At 53.1% G+C, this 20,250-nt stretch carries 17 protein-coding genes; 11 read left to right on the forward strand and 6 right to left on the reverse strand.

The window, feature by feature from the left end; all coding sequences use genetic code 11:
* Positions 1 to 14 precede the first annotated feature (14 nt).
* On the forward strand, positions 15 to 1,397 hold the full coding sequence (locus HU175_RS00445) for an NAD-dependent succinate-semialdehyde dehydrogenase (protein ID WP_176564713.1): 1,383 nt from the start codon (positions 15 to 17) through the stop codon (positions 1,395 to 1,397).
* Positions 1,398 to 1,400: 3 nt separating this feature from the next.
* Here the strand turns inward: HU175_RS00445 and HU175_RS00450 are convergent, their stop codons facing one another.
* From HU175_RS00450 to treZ, 3 genes are all read right to left on the reverse strand, one after another.
* A complete protein-coding gene (locus HU175_RS00450; RefSeq protein WP_176564714.1) occupies positions 1,401 to 1,781 on the reverse strand; it encodes a hypothetical protein in 381 nt (126 codons plus the stop codon).
* A gap of 502 nt (positions 1,782 to 2,283) precedes the next feature.
* The gene (gene treY / locus HU175_RS00455) at positions 2,284 to 5,001 is read right to left on the reverse strand and encodes a malto-oligosyltrehalose synthase (RefSeq protein WP_176564715.1); all 2,718 of its coding nucleotides are present in this window, start codon (positions 4,999 to 5,001) and stop codon (positions 2,284 to 2,286) included.
* Positions 4,994 to 6,859 carry a malto-oligosyltrehalose trehalohydrolase gene (gene treZ, locus HU175_RS00460; RefSeq protein ID WP_176564716.1) on the reverse strand — a complete coding sequence of 622 codons (1,866 nt, stop codon included), beginning with the start codon at positions 6,857 to 6,859 and terminating at the stop codon, positions 4,994 to 4,996. Before treZ ends, treY begins: the two co-directional genes overlap by 8 nt.
* A gap of 607 nt (positions 6,860 to 7,466) precedes the next feature.
* Here treZ and HU175_RS00465 point away from each other — a divergent pair.
* Genes HU175_RS00465 through HU175_RS00475 form a run of 3 tightly spaced genes read left to right on the forward strand, consistent with a single transcriptional unit; the run spans position 7,467 to position 11,218 of the window.
* Complete coding sequence (locus HU175_RS00465; protein ID WP_176564717.1) at positions 7,467 to 7,988, forward strand: (2Fe-2S)-binding protein; 522 nt, start codon at positions 7,467 to 7,469, stop codon at positions 7,986 to 7,988.
* Positions 7,989 to 7,991: 3 nt separating this feature from the next.
* The gene (locus tag HU175_RS00470; RefSeq protein ID WP_176564718.1) at positions 7,992 to 8,987 is read left to right on the forward strand and encodes an FAD binding domain-containing protein; all 996 of its coding nucleotides are present in this window, start codon (positions 7,992 to 7,994) and stop codon (positions 8,985 to 8,987) included.
* Positions 8,984 to 11,218: a xanthine dehydrogenase family protein molybdopterin-binding subunit gene (locus HU175_RS00475; RefSeq protein ID WP_176564719.1), complete on the forward strand. Its 2,235-nt coding sequence runs from the start codon at positions 8,984 to 8,986 to the stop codon at positions 11,216 to 11,218. Before HU175_RS00470 ends, HU175_RS00475 begins: the two co-directional genes overlap by 4 nt.
* Positions 11,219 to 11,337: 119 nt before the next feature.
* Here the strand turns inward: HU175_RS00475 and HU175_RS00480 are convergent, their stop codons facing one another.
* Positions 11,338 to 11,634, reverse strand: coding sequence for an SCP2 sterol-binding domain-containing protein (locus HU175_RS00480; protein ID WP_176564720.1), 297 nt, complete (start codon positions 11,632 to 11,634; stop codon positions 11,338 to 11,340).
* Between the two features lie 123 nt (positions 11,635 to 11,757).
* Between HU175_RS00480 and HU175_RS00485 the strand changes: the two genes are divergently transcribed.
* Complete coding sequence (locus tag HU175_RS00485) at positions 11,758 to 12,210, forward strand: hypothetical protein (RefSeq protein WP_176564721.1); 453 nt, start codon at positions 11,758 to 11,760, stop codon at positions 12,208 to 12,210.
* Here HU175_RS00485 and HU175_RS00490 read toward each other — a convergent pair.
* Complete coding sequence (locus HU175_RS00490; RefSeq protein ID WP_176564722.1) at positions 12,207 to 12,833, reverse strand: HAD family hydrolase; 627 nt, start codon at positions 12,831 to 12,833, stop codon at positions 12,207 to 12,209. The two genes, HU175_RS00485 and HU175_RS00490, sit on opposite strands and share 4 nt — an antisense overlap.
* Before the next feature lie 60 nt (positions 12,834 to 12,893).
* On the opposite strand from HU175_RS00490, the gene HU175_RS00495 reads away from it, so the two are divergent.
* The 5 genes from HU175_RS00495 to HU175_RS00515 all read left to right on the forward strand — a co-directional run bounded on the left by HU175_RS00495 (position 12,894) and on the right by HU175_RS00515 (position 18,709).
* Positions 12,894 to 13,853 (forward strand): hypothetical protein, encoded by a 960-nt coding sequence (locus HU175_RS00495; protein ID WP_228724270.1) that lies wholly within the window; start codon positions 12,894 to 12,896, stop codon positions 13,851 to 13,853.
* Between the two features lie 108 nt (positions 13,854 to 13,961).
* Entirely contained in the window at positions 13,962 to 14,333 is a 372-nt protein-coding gene (locus HU175_RS00500) for a BlaI/MecI/CopY family transcriptional regulator (RefSeq protein WP_176564723.1), read from the forward strand.
* Positions 14,330 to 16,507, forward strand: coding sequence for a TonB family protein (locus HU175_RS00505; RefSeq protein ID WP_176564724.1), 2,178 nt, complete (start codon positions 14,330 to 14,332; stop codon positions 16,505 to 16,507). The genes HU175_RS00500 and HU175_RS00505 overlap by 4 nt, the downstream gene beginning before the upstream one ends.
* Positions 16,504 to 17,973: a TonB family protein gene (locus tag HU175_RS00510; RefSeq protein WP_176564725.1), complete on the forward strand. Its 1,470-nt coding sequence runs from the start codon at positions 16,504 to 16,506 to the stop codon at positions 17,971 to 17,973. The genes HU175_RS00505 and HU175_RS00510 overlap by 4 nt, the downstream gene beginning before the upstream one ends.
* A gap of 118 nt (positions 17,974 to 18,091) precedes the next feature.
* On the forward strand, positions 18,092 to 18,709 hold the full coding sequence (locus HU175_RS00515; protein ID WP_176564726.1) for an energy transducer TonB: 618 nt from the start codon (positions 18,092 to 18,094) through the stop codon (positions 18,707 to 18,709).
* An 11-nt stretch (positions 18,710 to 18,720) separates the two neighbouring features.
* On the opposite strand, the gene HU175_RS00520 is transcribed toward HU175_RS00515, so the two are convergent.
* Complete coding sequence (locus tag HU175_RS00520; protein WP_176564727.1) at positions 18,721 to 19,224, reverse strand: SixA phosphatase family protein; 504 nt, start codon at positions 19,222 to 19,224, stop codon at positions 18,721 to 18,723.
* Between the two features lie 296 nt (positions 19,225 to 19,520).
* On the opposite strand from HU175_RS00520, the gene HU175_RS00525 reads away from it, so the two are divergent.
* A complete protein-coding gene (locus tag HU175_RS00525) occupies positions 19,521 to 20,222 on the forward strand; it encodes a redoxin domain-containing protein (protein WP_176564728.1) in 702 nt (233 codons plus the stop codon).
* Positions 20,223 to 20,250 lie beyond the last annotated feature (28 nt).

Consider the following 20,250-nt stretch of genomic DNA (forward strand, 5'->3'; position numbering starts at 1 on the left):
AACCAGTGCTTCCTATGACCTTCCAGTCCATCAACCCATTCACCCAGCAACTCCTCGAAACGTACCCGGCTGACAGCAACGAAACTATCGAGCGTAAGCTCCAGCAAGCCGAACGGGCCTTTGCCGACTGGTCGGCTTTATCAATTCAGGAGCGGACTGGGTACCTGCTCCGGGTGGGCGAACAGCTCACGGCAAACAAAGAACAACTGGGCGAGCTGATTACGGCCGAAATGGGTAAAACCCGGAAGGAGGCTGTTTCAGAAATTGAAAAATGTGCCGCCTGCTGCACTTTCTACGCCGGGCACGCCGAACAGTTTCTGGCCGACCAGACTATTGAGTCAGATGCGCTACGCAGTTACGTTTCCTACCAGCCGCTTGGCCCCGTGCTGGCTATTATGCCCTGGAATTTTCCGTTCTGGCAGGTGTTTCGGTTTGCCATTCCCGGTTTGATTGCGGGCAATGTGGGCTTACTCAAACACGCCCCTAACGTATTCGGCTCCTCGCTGGCCATCGACGACGTATTTCGGAAAGCCGGTCTGCCGGAAGGCGTCTTTCAATCACTTCTCATCGACGTAGCGCCAGTCGAAGGCTTGCTCAAAGATAAGCGTATTAAGGCGGTTACACTGACGGGAAGCGGCCGGGCAGGGGCCTCCGTAGCCGGTATTGCAGGCAGTCAGATCAAGAAATCGGTGCTGGAACTAGGTGGCTCAGATGCCCTAGTCGTACTGGCTGACGCCGATCTGGAAAAGGCCGCTGAAATCGCTGTTAAATCCCGGATGCAGAACGCCGGACAAAGCTGCATTGCCGCCAAGCGATTTATCATTGATAAGCAGGTAAAGAAACAATTCACCGAACTGGTTCTTCAGCAAATTCAGCAAATCCGCCAGGGCAACCCACTAGACGACGCGACGACGATGGGTCCCATGGCCCGAATGGACCTGGCGGATTCCGTCGAGCGACAATATCATGAGTCGGTGGCCAAGGGAGCCAAGCCTTTGACGGGTGGCGATCAGACGAGCATTCAGCGTTCCGGTTGCAACGTACAGCCGATGCTGCTGGACAACGTAACGCCCGGTATGGCGGCTTTCGACGAAGAAACTTTCGGGCCACTCGCGGTCTTGGTCGAGGCCAAGGATGAAGCGGATGCCATCCGGCTCGCCAATCAGTCTGACTTTGGACTGGGTTCAGCCATCTGGACGCAGGATCTGGAGAAAGGCGCCCGGTTAGCCAGTCAGATTCAGGCGGGCTCAGTCTTTATCAACGGACTGATGCGCTCCGATGCCCGGGTTCCTTTCGGTGGCATCAAACAGTCGGGTTTTGGCCGCGAGTTATCGGAGGTCGGCATCCGGGAATTTGTGAACGTAAAAACGATCTGGATCGAGAAACCGGGCACCTAGCGGCTAGCTGGCCGATAGGTTGCTCAGCAGAAGACGAGTCTGCGCCTGCTGGTTCAGACTCCGTAATTGCAGGGTATGTGCTTTCAGTTTGATCAGGTTCCGATCAGGATTAATCTCCGACCCTTCCATTTCAGTCAGTAACTGTTCCAGTTTCGTCCGCATCCTGATCTGCAAGGCAACAAGATTACTCAGGGGATTCTGATCGATGTAGCCAAGCTCTCCTTCGAAAAAGCACTGGCTGTTTGTTCGTTTACTAATCTGTTCTGTCAGGTGGGTGTAATGCTGATGCAGACTGGTTAGTTCGTGCATCCAGTTGGCAAGAATCGCTTCTAAGCCGATACCACTATTATCCGACAGCAAATCAGTAGACGTCGTACTTTTCATAACCTAACGTGATTACGGGGTTCCTCTTGGTTAATTATTTAAATAGTGTTTCGACTGACCTGATGAATACAGAAAATAGGCATGATGAATGCCGGGTCAGTATGTAGTAAGAGGAGAATACAACAGAATCGCTTGGCAAGAAAAACAACAGAGACCCAAAAAACAACTATTATATCTTACAAATACACTATTTATACTAAAAATAGTACACAAGTATACAGATCAAAAACATTCGTATATCTGATTTATTGATTTTACCAGCTAGCAAGAGTAGGCATGGGTTTTTTAACCCCGGCCGCGAGTGCTTCGGCTTAGCCACGCGTCGGGCTAAGCCAAGATTCGTGTGCTTATGGGCGTTTTATCCAGTCTATTTGCTTTGGCAGCCTCTTCCTTGATATAGTTTGCCTTTCTGCAAAACCGTGTTTACCGCCCAATAGAAAGATCAGCTGTTTCGACCCGGCAAAAGGGAGTAACAGCTGATCTTGGTTAAGCGCCGAGCGTACTACCGATTCGTTAGTAGCGCTACAGGCAGGGTGTCAAGCAGGGTTTTTATCGGCAGCGCTCCGGTGGAGTCTATACGCGACTCGGCCAGGCAACGGGTCCATTGCGTTGGTGCGCCATCAGGCAATACCAGTCGGGTATCCTGCCAGTCCAGTTCCATAATCGTTTTGCCCTGCTGCTGACAAAGCTGGGCTGCGTGCAGCGGTATTGCCACTACGTACCAACTCGATTCGTAACGGCGGGCAAACGCCAGAACGTGCTCTCGGTACGTTCCTTCCACGGTAAGCGGCAGGTACTCTCCCTTCGTGAATATGTCAGCGTGTTCGTCGCGCTCCTGCAGCAGGAACCGGGTCAGCCATTGTTTGATACGGCCATCCCAGCGCTGGCTCCACAGATCGGCCCAGATTTCCTGGTCGCCACCCTCCTGACGGGCAATCAGTTCGTCGAGATCACGGCAGAGCCGGTCGAAATCGACTGGTCGCCGGTTGTCGGGATCCACCAGGCTCAGATCCCAGCTTTCGCCCCCCCGGTACACATCGGGCACCCCCGGACAGGTACATTTCAGTACCAGTTGCGCCAGCGAGTTCGTAATCCCCAGATCAGCAACGCTCCGGTGAAAGCGCTGGAATCGGGTCCAGAAAGGACGTTCGGCATCGAAGATTCCATTGACAAAGGTCGATACGGCCTCGAAATAATCTGGCTCAACGTCGTGACCGGTTGTGTGCCGTTTGGCTTCCTGCAACGACTTTTTCATGTACTCCAGCATCCGATTCGGGAAATTGTCCTCGTCCTGTTTCGGCATGGGGTAAGCCCCCAGCAGGTTCTGGTAGATGAAGTATTCATCGTTTTTGTCCAGCCGGGTTTCAGCGTGTAGATCGGCATTCAGATCCTGCCATACCCGCACTTCCTGCAGCCACTCGTCGGCCAGCTCAGTCACTACGTTCAGTCGAGCCCGAACATCTTCGCCCCGTTTGGTATCGTGGGTAGCCGTTGTACTCTGGGCCAGTGGCCAGTTCGCCAGCCGGTCCTGCATAATCTGGTGAAACGTATCCGTCGACAAGCCAAATCGCTCGGGCGAATCGCCAACCTCATTGTGTCCTACGAAACAGTTATACGTATATAGCAACGTATCTTCCACGCCTTTCGCCATCAGCGGGCTCGTAAACTGCATAAGCCGCTGATAGAACTTCAGAGCGCGAGTATTATAAGCGGCATCGCCTTCCTGGGGCCGTATGAGGAGTGCTGCTTCCAGCGCGTCCAGCGCGTCGTTGAGCTCGGGTTTTGTGTCCCGAATACCTGCAATCAACCCGGCAACAATACCCGCTTCGTCGGCTGGCAGGGGCATTTCATTGGCATAGTAACGATACACCGGGCATTGAATCAGCAGCTCACCGATTGCCACTTTCATGTTTCCCGTCTGGATGGCGGCTAGTGCATCATCGTCAACCAGTTGCTGGGCAATAAAGTACTGATACAGATTTTCCAGCTCACCGCCCATACGCTGGTAGAGCATATATGCCTTGCGGTAACTGATCCGCGTGCGCAGGTCCGTATCCGTTTCGATCAGCCCTTGGTAGAAATTTCGGAAAGTTGATTCATTCGTTGAATCTGTGAGCAGGTTATTGACATGGGCCAGGAAATCGTAACCGCTGGTTCCTTCAATGGGCCAGTCGGTGGGCAGGGGCTCGTCGCCCTGCAGGATTTTCTCGACGGAGATATAGGCTTCCGGCCCAAGCAGCGCCCGCAGGCGTTCAAGATATTGTTTAGGGTCATACAATCCGTCGACGTGATCGACTCGTACGCCCTGAAATACCCCCTCCTGCACCAGCCTGTTCGTCAGCTGGTGAACCGCCATAAAGACGTTCTCCTCCTGTGTCGACAGACAGATCAGGCCGTTGATGGTGAAGAACCGGCGGTAGCTCATAATCTGATGACTCTCCGGCTCCATACAGAACCGGTAATGCTGACTGTCGGCAATTTCCTCCAGCAGCGCGGAATCGCTATTTACCGCGTCGATGGCTTTCTGTATATAACTACCCACCTCTTTGTTCCGCATCAGCGCCGTCATCTGCTGCCGGAATTCATGCCAGGCTTCGGCGTAGGTCGCGGGCTCGTCGATGTGGTGAATCTGATTCAGTTCATCCAGCAGGACAACAATAATGTCGTCGGTCTTTCCACCGGCACGTAGTACCCGCTCGTAACTGATCGGTTTCAGTGGCATAGAGTTGCCGCTCACCTGCAGCACCAGTCGATCCTGGTCATAGGCCAGCACCATGTCGCCGTTGGCAATGGTTTCGCTGAGCGGGGCTGGCAGAAAAGCGGCCATGATACGTCCCTGAAAAAACGGACTGGCCAGCGCCGTATCGAAATAATTAGCGTAGCGCGACAGGTCCCCTTTTTCGAACACGTCCATCAGCCACTGGTTATTCGGGTGATAAGCCATGTGGTTGGGAACGATGTCCTGCAGCCAGCCCATACCCGATTCTTTCAGTTGTTGGCTAATGGTTCGGAGCTGATCTTCAGTACCGATTTCGGGGCTGATCCGGTTGGGATCGACGCCGTCGTAGCCGTGCGTACTACCGGGAGTAGCCTCGAAAATAGGCGATGCGTACACGGTTCGAATCCCTAGTTTCTGCAGGTACGGAATCAGCGTATCAAGCTTCGACAGGGGAAAATCGGTATTGAACTGAAAGCGATAAGTCGCAACGGGATTATACATGATGACTTGTGTAGATAAGAATGGATTCAGGCTGTACCAGTACGTTCGCGCCACTGGTCAGCGTTTCGGGGGCGGCCATCGATCCCAGCCATTTTGGATCGGCAGAGTCGAACAGCAGCGACCAGGTATGCCCATCGTCGGGCACCATCATGAGCTGGGCAATTTTGTTAAAGTTCATCAGGCAGATCAAAATCGGCCCATTCCTGTTAGTATCCTGGTGCTGCCGTTGCAGCATCAGCGTCTGGTGTTCATCGTCCACGACAACAGCCACCGACTCCCGATCCGGGTGTTGCAGGGCCGACTCTTTCCGGAGTTTCAGCAGGGTCTGATAATAGCGGAACATGACCTGGTGTGGCTCCTGATTTAACCGATCCCAGTTCAGTTTAGAGTGCAGAAACGTCTCTTCCGCCTGCGGATCGGGCGCATCGATTGTTGTTTGAAAGGCCGCAAACTCGGCTTTGCGCCCCTTCCGGACGGCCTCGACCAGGTCCGGGTCAGAATGGCTCACAAAATACATGAATGGGTTCTGTTCGCTCCATTCCTCACCCATGAACAGCATGGGCAGATAAGGGCTGCTTAGTACCGCCCCCGCCATCAGCTTCTGCATCGAAAAACTCACCAGCTGGCTGGGTCGTTCGCCCAGCATCCGGTTCCCGATCTGATCGTGATTCTGCGAGAACACCACAAACTGGTGACCGGGATGCCCTTTCGTTGGGCTCCCCACGATACAGGACCGCCGGGGCATGTATAGTCCATCGTACACATAAGCATCTTTATAGGACTTTGCCAGGTGATTGATGCCGTCGTAGTCGGCGTAATAGCCGTGACGTTCGCCCCCCGCCGTTACGCGCAGCGCGTGATGAAACTCATCGTTCCACTGCGCGTCCATGCCATAGCCCTGGTGTTCGAGCGGACTGATATAGCGGGTTTCGTTGAGGTCCAGTTCCACAATGAGATGATGCGCCTTGCCGGTTTCTACCATCAGAATATCGACGTATTCCTTGATCTCGCGCAGAATGTGCTTATCGCTCTCATCACGGATGGCATGCACAGCGTCGAGCCGTAACGTATCGATATGAAAATCGCGGAACCACATCAGCACGTTTTCGATTACGTAGCGCCGGACACTGTCGCTGTAGTCATCGTCGAAGTTTACGGCGTCGCCCCAGGGGGTGCTGTATTTGTTGGTAAAATAAGGGCCGTAGGCAGGCAGGTAATTCCCCTCGGGGCCGATGTGGTTATACACCACGTCGAGCACGACCGCCAGCCCTTTGGCATGACAGGCATCGACCAACTGCTGCAGGCCAGCCGCGCCACCGTAAGAATACTGCACCGCAAACGGAAAAACGCCGTCGTAGCCCCAGTTGCGTTCACCCGGGAACTGGGCTACGGGCATAATTTCAATGGCGTTGATGCCTAGTTCAACCAGATAGTCCAGCTTACTTTCGATACCGGCAAAGGTACCGTCGGCCGTGAACGTACCCGTATGCAGTTCATAAAGCAGGTAATCTTTCAGGGGCGGGCTTTGCCAGTCCTGATCGGTCCAGGAAAACGTACTCGTATCAACCACCTGTGAGGGGCCATGCACGCCCTGCGGCTGCGCCATCGAAACCGGATCGGGCAGGCTTCGGTCGTTATTAAGCACAAGGGTATATAAGTCTCCGGCTTTGATCTGATCGGTCGTCAGCTGCCAGTAACCTGGTACTTTGTTGTCGAGCGGGAGCGTCAATTCGCCATCACGGAGCCGAATGTCCACAGCTTCGGCAAACGGCGCCCAAACCAGCACACGGGCTTCACCATCGGGCGCAAACGTAACGCCCAGCTGACGCTGGTTGACTAGTTGTTCCAGTTGTTGCATAAAACGGAATGGTATTTCAGTTTTTCAGTGATTGTTAAAAAATAACCGATTGACGGCTCTTCTGTTAGGACAAATCCATAAAAACTAGACAACACGGCTGTCAGATCAGCCAGGAAGGGAGCCACTGTTTGTGATAGAATGGAATCAGCTTTTCCCCTCATGGGGCGTCCGACTGACCCGAGACCTAAGCTTGCAGAGGTGTTGCTCTGACCACCCCTAGCCCCTCCTAGAAAATTAGGAGGGGAACATGCAGAAGTGACCTTTTTTCACCCCCTCCTAATTTTCTAGGAGGGGGCAGGGGGTGGTCAGAGTCCCACTACAGGACTACCCCCCAAACAATTAAATTAATCATCCCCATGCCTGCAGGTAGGCGAAACACCGGAAGCAAGCTGATACCGGAAGCGCCTGGAACGGGAGTCAACGAGTTATTGCCGCATACGTAATAAACCCTTGTCAATTTCGAAAAAATGCGTCTGTGATGCGCGCAGCGCTATATTTCATTGAATATAACGCTCTATCGGTTCAGTAGGCCACTGGATAACAATCAAATTTAGCCCCGGCTTATCAGCGCCCATTTGAGTTAAACACATAAATCTGTTTAATCGATATGCTAGCTGAAACCAAGAGTTATACTGATACGGCAGCCACGCTACCCGAAACCCGTGTGGTAACGCTAACCGTCAACGGCACCAGGCGTCAACTAACCATTGCCCCCTGGACAACCCTGCTGGATGCTCTCCGGGAGTATCTAGACCTGACGGGTACCAAAAAAGGCTGCGACCATGGCCAGTGCGGGGCCTGCACGGTGCTGGTTGACGGCAAACGAATCAATTCCTGCCTGACGCTGGCCGTGATGAAAGAGGGCGCCGACATTACGACTATTGAGGGACTGGCCGAGGGCGACGCATTACATCCCATCCAGAGTGCGTTCATCGAACACGATGCCTTTCAGTGTGGCTACTGCACCCCAGGGCAGATCTGTTCGGCGGTTGGGCTGATGAACGAAGGGCGTGTGCGTACCACCGCCGACATCCGCGAGCTGATGAGTGGCAACATCTGCCGCTGCGGTGCCTATCCGCACATTGTCGACGCCATAAACGAGGTACTGCAAGTTCCCAAAAAAGCCTGATCCATGAATAGTTTCTCATACTCAAAACCCGCTTCTGTGACCGATGCCGTGGGTGAGCAGACGGCCCACCAGCAAAGCAAGTTCATTGCGGGCGGCACCAACCTCATCGACCTGATGAAGGAGAACGTCGAGCGGCCCGACCACCTGGTAGACATTAATCACCTGCCGTTAGCCGCCATCGAAGATACCGAAGCGGGCGGCCTGCGCCTGGGAGCCCTGGTCACCAACGCGGATACGGCCTACCACGAACAGGTCGAAAAAAGGTACCCCCTCCTGGCGCAGACAATTCTGGCGGGTGCCTCACCCCAGTTACGGAATATGGCTACGAACGGTGGGAACCTGTTTCAGCGGACCCGCTGCTATTATTTCTACGACAACGCTACGCCCTGCAACAAGCGCGAACCCGGTTCGGGCTGTGGCGCCATTAACGGCTACAACCGAATCCACGCCATTCTCGGGACGAGCAACCAGTGCATTGCCACCCACCCGTCGGACATGTGCGTCGCGCTGGCGGCTCTGGACGCTACGGTACAGGTGTCGGGGCCAAACGGGGATCGTAGCATTCCCATTGCCGACTTCCACCGGCTGCCCGGCGACGAACCGCAGCGCGACAATACCGTACAGGCCGGAGAGCTGGTAACGGCTATCGACCTGCCCGCCAAAGGTTTTTCGGAATACCATGCCTACCTGAAACTACGTGACCGGGCTTCGTATGCGTTTGCCCTCGTATCGGTAGCAGCCGCCCTGGAACTGGATGGCGACACAGTGACCGACGCTCGTGTGGCGCTCGGGGGGGTCGCGCACAAGCCCTGGCGCAAGCCCGAAGCCGAAGCATTATTAATCGGCAAACCGGCAACAAAAGAAAACTATCAGCTCGTTGCCGAGAAGCTGCTGGAAGGCGCTACCGGCTTTGGGCACAATACGTTTAAGATTGAACTGGCTAAACGCGCCATCGTCCGGGCGCTGGGTATAGCTGCTAAACAGGAACCAACCGAATGAGCAACGTAATAGGAAAAGGCGTCAGCCGCGTTGATGGTAAAGCCAAGGTTACGGGGGCAGCCAAATACGCGGGCGAGTTCAACGTACCGGAGCTAACGTATGGCTACGTACTATCGAGCGCTATCGCCAAAGGAAAAATTGTGAGTATTGATACCAGCCGGGCTATGGCGCTTCCTGGTGTACTAAAAGTATTCACCCACGAAAACCGCCCCAGCACGGCCAAACTCGATTTTAGCTACAACGACCAGGACGCCCCACCGGGCTCGCCGTTCCGCCCGTTGTATGATGCTGAAATCAAGTTCAGCGCCCAGCCCGTAGCGCTGGTTGTTGCCGAAACGTTTGAGCTGGCCCGCTTCGCGGCCACTCTTGTTGACATCACCTATGAGGAGGCTGATCACGAAACGGATCTGCTTCTCAACCTGGACAAGGCCCGCAAACCTAAGTCCGGTATAGCCAGCCTGCTGAAACCACCACCACCAAAGCCCAAAGGTGATTTCAAAAAGGCGTATAACGCAGCCCCGAACCAGGTAGCGGCTACCTACGTGCACGCGGTGGAGCACCATAACCCAATGGAAATGTTTGCCTCGACGGTGGTTTTTGAAAAAGACGGCAAGCTGACGATTTATGACAAAACACAGGGCGTTACAAATAGTAAAATGTACGTAACGCAGGTGTTTGGTCTGTCAGGTGACAACGTCCGGATTATGTCGCCTTACATGGGTGGCGGTTTTGGTTCCGGTCTGCGTCCCCAGTACCAGTTGTTTATGGCAACGATGGCCGCGCTGGACCTCAAACGCTCCGTTCGGGTTACGCTGACCCGCCAGCAGATGTTTACGTTTGGGCATCGTCCCAACACGATTCAGCATGTTGCAATGGCAGCTACCGACGAAGGAAAAATTAATGCTCTTTTCCACGACGCCATCGGCGAAACCTCGCAGATGGAAGATTATGTCGAAACGGTCGTAAACTGGGGGGGTATGCTCTACCCCGTCAAAAACGTAACGCTGGGGCATAAACTTGTTCCACTGGACGTAAACAGTCCCCTCGATATGCGTGCACCGGGCGGGGTTACGGGGATAGCAGCTCTTGAATGCGCCGTTGATGAACTGGCCTACAAAGCAGGTATTGACCCGCTCCAGTTCCGCCTGATTAACTACGCGGAACGGAACGAACTGGAAGACAAACCCTACTCCAGCAAGGAACTCCGGGAATGTTTTCGGCAGGGTGCCGAGCGGTTTGGCTGGTCGGAACGTCCGCTCGAACCTCGTTCAATGAAAGACGGACACAATCTCATTGGCTGGGGAATGGCAACCGGAATCTGGGATGCCAACCAGATGTTCGCCAGCGCCGAAGCCACGCTTACCGTCAACGGTAAATTACGGATCGTCTGCGCAACGGCCGATCTGGGTACGGGTACCTATACCATCATGACGCAGATTGCCGCCCAGACGATGGGAATGCCGATGGAAGACGTGCTTTTCCGGCTAGGCGACAGTGATATGCCTTTCTCTCTTATCTCGGGCGGTTCGTGGACAGCAGCCACGGTTGGTTCGGCCGTGAAAAAGGTTTGCGAAGAACTCGGCAAAAAGCTGTTCAAGCTGGCGAAGAAAATGCCGGACTCGCCATTCGCCAAGGTCAAATTCGACGATGTTGTTTTTGCGGACAGCAGCATGCGGCTGGCAACTGACGCTTCTGTTTCGGTATCCTTACAGACGATTGTCGATCAGAACGGTGGCCGGGCTGTAACCGAGTCCGTTACGTCGCTGCCTAACATGCTGAAGCAAAGTAAATTTGCCCGTGCAGCCCACTCGGCCGTCTTTGTGGAAGTGAAAGTCGATGAAGATCTGGGTACGGTAAGCGTAACACGGGCGGTAACGGCCGTTGCCGCCGGCCGCATCCTGAACCCCAAAACGGCCCGGAGCCAGATCATTGGCGGAATGGTATGGGGCATCAGCAAAGCGCTGGAAGAAGAAACTGTTCTGGATCATAACATCGGTCGGTTTATGAACCACAGCCTGGCAGAATACCACGTTGCGGTGAACGCCGATATTCACGATCTGGATGTCATTTTCGTGGAAGAGCACGACGACATTATCAACCCTCTCGGCGTAAAAGGCGTGGGCGAGATTGGTATTGTAGGTATGCCAGCGGCCGTGGCTAACGCCATTTTCCACGCGACCGGCAAACGCATCAACGAGTTGCCGATCACGCTGGACAAGATCATCCAGTAAAAGCTAAAATACTCAATGGCAGCCGCTTAATACAGGTAAACGCGGCTTAAAATCAAATCAGCCCGGTCGTGAATGACCGGGCTGATTTGATTTTAAAAGCTAAACGAAGCCAGCGGCACTTACGCCATTACCTGACCCATTTTCATGGCAATGCCCATATCGCCTTTCACTTTGAGTTTTCCCGACATGAAGGCCATCATAGGGTTCAGGTTACCAGTGCCCATTTTCACCAGGTTATCCACGCTAACGTGCAGATCGCAGTCGGCGGGTTTATCTTCGTTCGAAACGGTCACGGGCGATTGAGTAGCGTCTATATAAACAATGCCCTGATCTGTAACGAGTTTAGCGGTCGCGTTCAGGGATTCGGCTTTAGCGGCTTTGGTACGGATTTGATCCGTCAATTCCTGTAAGGTCATGTCGTTTGGGGTTTACTAAATGAAACTATGGCGCTAAAATAAGGTTTTACGGAACGGCAGACAGGCGTAAATTCGACAATAACCAACTTATTTTGCGCATTAAACCGGCGACTCAGCCCCACTATGCGTTCTCAATTTCTGACTATACTCTGCATTCTGTCGTTTATCGGCTGCGCCATCAGCCTGGCTGATGCCACCATTTCGCTGACGAACACCCAGGCCGCGGCCGAAACCACCTACGTCAAGCCCAACGATACGCCCGAAGAACGGAAGGATAAACCCAACCAGTACTTTGAAGATCGCTCGTCCGGCGACCAGCCCATGCCCGGCGATACCGACGAAATCCGGTCGCTGGCCATTGCCCAGCTAATCTATGCCCTCCTGACACTCACTGGGGCCATTCTGATGTTTAACCTGCGCCGGATTGGCTTCTGGATTTATGTAGCGGGCGTCGTTGTCGGGACCGTTCTGCCAGTTAGTCTGGCCGGTTTCGGCGCGATCAATACATCGTTCGGGGTCGTGTTCAGCTTTGTATTCGTAGCCCTGTACTGGCTCAATATCAAGGATATGCATTAACCGTCCAGGGTGAGCCCCAGGGTGGCCAGTTTACTGCGGGTTGTGTCGTAGTCGACGTGCTGAATGCAGTGCATCCGCATGGTACGGGCTACCTGCACAAACATCAGCCTATCGTCGATATAGGCAACCTGCTCCGGTTCGACCTGCGCTACGTCCAGCGCCAGCTGGTACAGATCGGTGTCGGGTTTGCGCAGGTGAGCGTAACAGGACGACACAAACGCGTCAAAAAACGTATCGAGCCCGAACTGCCGGATTCGGTGCGCGTTGATTTCCCGTCCTTCATTATTGACCGCTACCAGCTTCAGACCGTGTTGTTGTCTGAGCTGTTTCATCAGCTCGATCATCTCGGGAAACGGCTGCGACTGCTCCATGATAAACCGGGTGAATTCCAGCGGAGAAAAGTGGCGTTTTTCGTAAAAAACGATTCGCTTCAGGTAGTCATCCAGCGAGAGTTTGCCGGACTCGTACGTATCGAATGTGAGATGATGGCGTTCGTCGAGCTGCGCGTAATCCAGCCCGAACAGCTCGGCCGCGTGCCGACGGGCGTGCCGGTCCCAGCCATTGGTCAGCAGCACCCCGCCAATGTCCAGAAACAAGGCTTTGATTGGTTGATTGTCCAGCATCAGTAGCAAGAATGGTTTATTTCTTCAACCAAAAGCCGCTGCTTAAGTTTTGCTTTGACTATGACTGCACTTTCCACTTCTGAACCTATCACGCATCGTTTCGTAGCCTTTCTCTCTCTGCTGATTGTACTGAGCGCCTGCGGCAGCAACCGACCAGTCCTGCGGGCCAGCCTGAACGATAGCTTCTGCGACCCGGCGCTGGCGTATACATACGATTCTACTTATCTCCCCCAGCCCGCTATTCAACCGTTCCTGCTGGCTAATCCGTCGCTGCGTCAGCGGTACAGCCAGCACGATCTGCTGCTGGCCAACGCAACCGGTACGCTGCCGCTTTTGCTGGAGCTGCAGCAACTGGAAGCCAATTCGCAGATCGATACGCGGCTGGAGCAGTTATCCAAACGGCAGCAGATTCTTCACCGCTTACTCCTGGCTTCAACGGAGATTTCAAGTCTGGCCGCTGAACTGGACTGCGAAGGCGAGCGTGCCGATCAACTGGCCGAATACCTGGACCAGCGTGATAACCGCCGGGTGCGTCGGCTGACGATCCTGTCGATTGTTGTCGGGGCCGTAACGACCGTTGTGAGTACGCTGATACAGGCTGATACGCCCGACAAGGTGATCGGTATTGGGGGCGGAGTTGCCAGCGCGGCCCTGGGCGGATTAGCGGCTTTTTCTTCGCAGCAAACGGTGTCCTATCAGCATCCCCGCAATTTGTTGACTGACATCTGGAATCAGCGTAAGGTCTCATCAGGTTACCCGCCTTTTATCTGGTACGTACTGAACGAACCCGCTTTCAGCAACAGCGGTCAGCGTTCCATCAGTGCCAACATCCGCCAGCGGTGGCTTGAGTACGTACTCCCCCAGCCCAGCCCGGATAAGGAAAAGCTTTTCTTCGGCACGGGCGGAGCTTATCAGGCCGATGATCTGCACACCCGGGCCAATATGCTGAACCAATTACAATCGTCCGTGCGCTCCATCGATCAGAATTTACAGGGGCTTATTCTGACACTTTCGAAGTAATTTCTGCCTGACTTTCACGTATTTCGTTCAGAAATTCAATTTACTATAAACATAATAACTAATATATTAGTTGAAAAACTAACACATTAGTCATACCTTGCTCCCACTATGGAACTTCGAGAACTTACCAAGGCTGAAGAAGAGATTATGCGTGTCCTCTGGCAGCTAAAAAAAGGCTTTGTCAAGGACGTACTGGCCGAGCTGCCCGAACCGAAACCTGCCTATAACACGGTATCGACTATTATCCGGATTCTGGAAAAAAAGGGCATGGTTGGCTACACGGCGTATGGAAAAACGCACGAATACTACCCACTGATTACGGAAGAGGCTTACCGGCGTTTCCAGACCGAGCAGCTCATGAGCAACTACTTCGACAATTCACTGAAAAAACTGGTCTCGTTCTTCGTGCAGGACAAAAACATCAGCCTGAACGAAGCCGACGAAATCATCAGGCTTCTTAACCAAACCAAAGACAAATGAACGCGCTCGACTACTTCCTGAAAGCCAACCTCTACGGTCTGCTGTTGGCGGGCTGTTATGTCCTGCTGCTGCGTCGGCACACGTTTTTCGGCCTCAACCGGATTTACCTGCTGGCATCTGCCGTTCTGTCGCTGGTGCTGCCGCTGGCAACCCTGCCCAGTGAGGCACCGGAAACTCTGCCTATCCCCACGGGGGTGATCATCCTACCGGCCACAATCGCACCCGCAGAGACTGGCCCCGACTGGGCGGTCTGGGGCGCATGGGGGTACGGAGTCGTTGCGCTGGTACTTCTGGCAGCCCTGCTAACACGGGTGTTCAGCCTGCTACGTACCATCCGGCAGTCAGAAAAAATTGATTACAGTGATCATATACAGGTCTTACCAACCAATTCTGCCACCCCAACCTTCTCCTTTTTTCAATACGTCGTGCTCAGCCCCGCCGACCGGGATAATGCGCTGATTCTCCAGCACGAACTGGTTCACGTTCGGCAGTGGCACAGCGTCGACGTACTGGCGATGCAGGTCTTGCGTAGTCTGTTCTGGGCCTGTCCGGCGCTGTGGCTGCTGGAGCGGGCGCTCCGGCAGGTGCACGAGTTCCTGGCCGATCAGCAGGCGTCGGCGTACGAACGCAATTATGCCCGGTTGCTGGTCGATTATAGTTTTGGCCTCCAGCCCGTATCTCTGGCAAACGGCTTCTTTAATCCGTCGCTGCTCAAACAGCGTATCCAGATGCTTCAGCAGCGGGCTACGAGCCGATGGGCATTAGGCAAATACGTCCTGATTGCCCCGCTGGTACTGAGTCTGCTGGCAATGACGACGGCGCGGGATGAGATCACGGATCTTGTAGCAGATCGGGTTTCTGGCCAGTCAATTACCGTATCAGGGCGGGTAATTAATGCTGCTGATGGTAAGGCTATTTCTGGTGCTGTTGTCATGAATGGAACTAAAGCTGCTACTACCAACCAGAATGGATTTTATAAGCTCAGCAATATTGATTCAAGAGGAAAACTTGTGATTAGTTCATTAGGTTACCGAACGGATATACTCCTGTTGACTAGCTTATCCAAACGGATAAAGCATAATGCATTAACGCTGAATCCTAGCCTAACTCCCACCTTGGAAGACGAGCTTCCTGCCATGGGTTCTACCTCTGATTACAAAGCCGTTAAGCCTAATCCATCGATGCCCTTGAAGATTGTACCTACTCGTATTGTAAAAAATGGAGTAGTATTTACCGCTGCGTCCGAGCCGGCTATATTCCCAACAGGAGTCCCAGGTCTGATGAATTACGTGGCTCATAACTTACACTATCCTACTAAAGCTAGAGCCGCAGGTTTGGAAGGAGATGTTTATGTCACGTTTACTATTTCGCCAACCGGTAAAGTAAAAGATGCGAAAGTAAATAGAACGCTTAAATCTGTTGGTGGGGGTTGCGAAGAAGAGGCCATTCGTGTGGTAAGCAAAATGCCGAACTGGATACCTGCTAAACAAAACGGGCAACCTGTAACCGTGCGTTATCAAATTCCAATTCGTTTTGAACTGGAAAATCTCGATGCTAATCGAGAAGTCATTAGTCAGCCTGCGGGCAACGCAAGGGTTGTTTCCGGAAAGGTAGTCAGCGCAGTCGATGGGAAAGGTCTGCCGGGGGCCACGATCATTATTAAAGATCAGACAAGGGGTACGACAACAAATGCGAAGGGCGAATACAAAATCAATACGTCGCCATCGGAATCCCTGATTTTTAGTTTTGTTGGCTTTAAATCTCAGCTTATCAAAGTGGCCAATCGATCTGTCATCAACGTAGCCCTGGCAACGGAATCTCCGGCAGTCAATAAAAAGAAAGTAACGGCCGCTCCCGCTACCAAACAGCCCGAATCACGCTCGTTTGTCGCCGTCAACGACAAGGGAAATGCCCACTTAACTATCTACAGCGAGGGAAGTTCTCGGACGTATTCGCTGCCGGATTCAATGCGAAAGACGAAGGTCTCAGTAAAGGCTCCTTCGGGCGCAAAGCCTCTCTACATCATCGATGGCGTTGAGCAGCCTGATCAGGAACTCAAGGCATTAGATCCAAACGCAATTGAGTCGATCAACGTACTCAAAGGCGACCATACCGCTACGTATGGTGTGAGAGGCAAAGACGGCGTAATTCTTATAACCACGAAAAAGAAATGAGCACCTTCTCCTATCCCCTAACCGCCAGTTTATATCTGGTACTGTTCTACGGCTGTTACGCCTTATTCCTGCGCCGGAACACGTTCTTCGGCCTTAACCGCGCCTATTTGCTGCTCAGCGTGCTGGCTTCGCTGGCGCTGCCCTTCGTTGAACTGCCGAGTCAGGCCACCGAGTCGCTGCCCGTTGGCACCGTTACGTTGCCTGCGTTCACCGTTGGCGCTGCCGATACGTCGACAACAGATGGCCTTTCACTCAGTCAGTGGTTATGGTTGATCTATGGGGCTGGCGTTGCGGTGATGCTGATCCGGCTAGTGGTCAACCTGCGCGCCGTTTTTACGCTCATCCGAACGGGCACCGTCGAGTCGTGGCAGGGCCTGCGGCTCGTTCAGCTTCCTGACGATTCAACACCTTCGTTTTCGTTCGGTCGGTATCTGGTCCTAAGCCAGACGGATGCATTACTCCGCCCCGATATGCTGATTCGTCATGAGATCGCTCATATCCGGCAGCGGCACACAGCCGACATTTTGTTCATTGAGCTGGTGTGGGCGGCCTTCTGGTTCAATCCGGTGCTGTATTTCTACAAGCGCTCTCTCCAGGAAGTCCACGAATTTCTGGCCGATCAGGCAGCCGTTCGTCAGGAAACGAATCCCCAAAACACATCATCCGATTACGCCCGGCAACTAGTTGCCTATGCGCTTCAAACATCCCCCAGTGCACTTACTACTCCTTTCGCATCCTTATCAACCTTAAAACAACGTATCCTCATGTTACAAAAACCCGCTTCCAATCGCTCAGCACTGCTACGCTATGCGCTCGTGCTACCCGTTGCTGCCCTCCTGATCATGTGTACCCAGCCTGAAAAAGAACTGGTTCAGGTAGAGAAAAAGAACAATGTCATCACCGACATTCCGAAGTCCAACCAATTCAAAGGTGTGCAGGGAGAAGTGTACACCGTCGTTGAAAAGCAGCCCGAGTTTCCGGGTGGTATGAAAGCACTTGGCAACTACATGGAGAAAAATCTGAAGTATCCAATGCCCGCTCAGCGCGCTAACGTTAGTGGTCGGGTATTTCTCAGCTTCATCGTGACAACCGATGGCGAGATCAAAAATGTGGAAGTACTCAAAGGGCTTGGGTTTGGCACCGACGAAGAAGCCCTCCGCGTGGTAGCCGCTATGCCCCGCTGGACACCTGGATCGCAGGATGGAGTACCGGTCAACGTCAAATACAATCTTCCGATCAATTTTGTCTTGGAAGAGGAAGGAGACATCGATGGCCAGACCAGTGAAGACCTGAAGAAGACATATAATACCTTTCTTGTTAACGGCAAGTCTGTTGGATATGATGGCTACATAAAGGCAATGAAAGCAGTTACTGCTCTCATGAACGAGAAGGATTCAAAAATAGGAATTCAGTTCGACGCAAAAAATGGTGTTCTAGCAATGAAGACTGAGAACTACAATCTTTAAGAGTGTTAGTTCTGGCCTTCCTCTTTTAGTCCTTACTACGCGTAAGCAACTAACTTGCTCGCAACGCATCATACAATGCGTATTGCACCAACACTAATTCTCAAAACAGCGTATTCTCATGTTACAAAAACCCGCGTCCAATCGCTCTGCGCTGCTACGCTATGCCTTCGTATTACCTGTAGCCGCCCTGTTAACCATGTGTACGCAGCCCGAAAAAGAACTGACGGCCACCGAACAACCTATAGCAGGTGAGATTTACACCGTTGTTGAAAAACAACCCGAGTTTCCGGGTGGCATGGCAGCACTGGGCAACTATATGTCTAAGACTATTAAATATCCAGCAGCTGCCGAGCGTGCCAATGTTAGCGGGCGGGTATATGTCTCCTTTGTTGTGACAACAACCGGCGAGATTAAAAACGTCGAGATACTCAAAGGGCTTGGCTTTGGAACCGACGAAGAAGCCGCCCGCGTGGTAGCGGCTATGCCCCACTGGAAACCAGGTTCTCAAGGCGGAACACCCGTTAACGTAAAGTACAATCTGCCCATCAATTTTTCCCTCGACGGTACACCACCATCGTCCAACCGCTCGTCGTCCGACATGATGCAAGACATAAAAGTCTTTACGGTTAACGGTAAAGAAGTCACGAAGGAGGAAGCCAGGAACGTTGATCCGAACGTAATTGTGCGGATGGACGTCGACAAAGAACAGGGCACCGTTGCCATTACCACGAAGTAAGGCATCGCCGGTTACTTCGTTGGCTCGCCGTAGGTCAACTCGGTTAGCTTGACGGATGTGCCGAACGGCTTACGTTTGATACGTACCCGAAACAGATTATCAAAATCATCCGATCCGATTTTCGTAAGCGAGGGCTGGGCATCCAGCCCTTTTACGATTTCCAGAATTGTGTTGCTGTGCCCCACCACCAGCACCGTTTTCCCTCTGATGGCTTTAACCCGCTCCGTAATGGTGCTGGTCGGCTTTGCCGGATAGTCACGCACCGGCACCGATAGGCGTTTTGCCAGTGGTTCCGCCGTTTGCCGGGTCCGCCGATACGGCGTCGTGAAGATGGAGTCGATGGGCTCATTCCCCAGTTTATCCGCCAGTGCGGCAGCCCGTCTGAAACCCACCGGATTCAGATCTGTCGAGTCGGTTTCGGACACTTTTTCGGCATGACGTACTACGTACACCGTCGTTGTCGAGCAGGCGGTTAGCACGGTCAGTAAAAGCAGGCAGAGAGCAATTTGGCGCATGGTCATCGGGAAAATCATAGCAAGATAATCACAGGCCCGGTACAATTTATCGCCAAACGTTTTTTGCGAATGTCAGAACCAATCACCAAATTTGTCCATCAATCTAGTATTCTGATAGATATTGTGTATTAATTCAGCAGTGGTCGAAACGTAATTTCGTCGCTGAAAACACAATCTACCGCTTACTAATTGACAAGGCACTCAAACCACAATCGGATTGATGTGCAGCTTATGTTTCAGCATAGTGGCCTTTATTAAACTACTAAATCAATAGAATAAGTAAATTAATAGAAAATATGACGCTTGAATTCACGAACGAACTAGGCGATATCCGCCCTGTCCAGACAAAACCTCGTCATAGATCAGCCGCTGTTGCGCCGTTGGTTTCGGGTGATACGGCTCCTTTTTTCAGCCTGTCGAGTGCGACCGGCGAGTGGCGCTCGTCGCTGTTTAATCACGCCCAGCCCGCTACGTCGGTGTCGCTGCTGAGTCTGGCCGCAACCAAGCCTGTGGTGGTCAGCTTTTACTGCCCTTGCTGGGGTGCTTACGCCGAACCTCATCTGGACGCCCTGATCCGGCTCAGCGACGAGCTGCAGAAAAGCGGAGCCGAGCTGATCGTCCTATCGAACGAATCACCCAAGGCACTGCAACGGCAGGGTAAGGTTGTCGATTTCCTGTTCGCTTACGACGCCGATTGGCAGGTCGCGCGTCAGTTTGGCGTGTACAGCGAAGACAATCCGGTCTGGGATCGGGTCTCCGGCATCTCCGACGAAGCCTTTGTGCCGGCGCTGTACGTGATTGGCCCCGATCGCCAGATCATTTATCATGGGATCGACGAAAACTTCGATTCTCCCCTGAACACCGAAGCCGTTCTGGAAGCCGTTGATTCCGTTTCGGCCGCGACGCCGGACCTGATTGATACCGTGCCGTTTAATCCGTATTCACTGGGATTTTTCGGTTTGTGGCTGGCGGGACTGATCGCTGCGGTAGCCATGTAACCTGGGCGTATATAGTCCTGTTTCACCA

The sequence above is a fragment of the Spirosoma sp. KUDC1026 genome (assembly GCF_013375035.1).
GTDB lineage: Bacteria > Bacteroidota > Bacteroidia > Cytophagales > Spirosomataceae > Spirosoma.

What these genes read in the sequence shown, in the direction of transcription:
- HU175_RS00445 (WP_176564713.1), top strand. Translation starts at nt 15, where the DNA reads ATGACCTTCCAGTCCATCAACCCATTCACCCAGCAACTCCTCGAAACG.
- HU175_RS00450 (WP_176564714.1), bottom strand. Translation starts at nt 1,781, where the DNA reads ATGAAAAGTACGACGTCTACTGATTTGCTGTCGGATAATAGTGGTATC.
- treY (WP_176564715.1), bottom strand. Translation starts at nt 5,001, where the DNA reads ATGTATAATCCCGTTGCGACTTATCGCTTTCAGTTCAATACCGATTTT.
- treZ (WP_176564716.1), bottom strand. Translation starts at nt 6,859, where the DNA reads ATGCAACAACTGGAACAACTAGTCAACCAGCGTCAGCTGGGCGTTACG.
- HU175_RS00465 (WP_176564717.1), top strand. Translation starts at nt 7,467, where the DNA reads ATGCTAGCTGAAACCAAGAGTTATACTGATACGGCAGCCACGCTACCC.
- HU175_RS00470 (WP_176564718.1), top strand. Translation starts at nt 7,992, where the DNA reads ATGAATAGTTTCTCATACTCAAAACCCGCTTCTGTGACCGATGCCGTG.
- HU175_RS00475 (WP_176564719.1), top strand. Translation starts at nt 8,984, where the DNA reads ATGAGCAACGTAATAGGAAAAGGCGTCAGCCGCGTTGATGGTAAAGCC.
- HU175_RS00480 (WP_176564720.1), bottom strand. Translation starts at nt 11,634, where the DNA reads ATGACCTTACAGGAATTGACGGATCAAATCCGTACCAAAGCCGCTAAA.
- HU175_RS00485 (WP_176564721.1), top strand. Translation starts at nt 11,758, where the DNA reads ATGCGTTCTCAATTTCTGACTATACTCTGCATTCTGTCGTTTATCGGC.
- HU175_RS00490 (WP_176564722.1), bottom strand. Translation starts at nt 12,833, where the DNA reads ATGCTGGACAATCAACCAATCAAAGCCTTGTTTCTGGACATTGGCGGG.
- HU175_RS00495 (WP_228724270.1), top strand. Translation starts at nt 12,894, where the DNA reads ATGACTGCACTTTCCACTTCTGAACCTATCACGCATCGTTTCGTAGCC.
- HU175_RS00500 (WP_176564723.1), top strand. Translation starts at nt 13,962, where the DNA reads ATGGAACTTCGAGAACTTACCAAGGCTGAAGAAGAGATTATGCGTGTC.
- HU175_RS00505 (WP_176564724.1), top strand. Translation starts at nt 14,330, where the DNA reads ATGAACGCGCTCGACTACTTCCTGAAAGCCAACCTCTACGGTCTGCTG.
- HU175_RS00510 (WP_176564725.1), top strand. Translation starts at nt 16,504, where the DNA reads ATGAGCACCTTCTCCTATCCCCTAACCGCCAGTTTATATCTGGTACTG.
- HU175_RS00515 (WP_176564726.1), top strand. Translation starts at nt 18,092, where the DNA reads ATGTTACAAAAACCCGCGTCCAATCGCTCTGCGCTGCTACGCTATGCC.
- HU175_RS00520 (WP_176564727.1), bottom strand. Translation starts at nt 19,224, where the DNA reads ATGCGCCAAATTGCTCTCTGCCTGCTTTTACTGACCGTGCTAACCGCC.
- HU175_RS00525 (WP_176564728.1), top strand. Translation starts at nt 19,521, where the DNA reads ATGACGCTTGAATTCACGAACGAACTAGGCGATATCCGCCCTGTCCAG.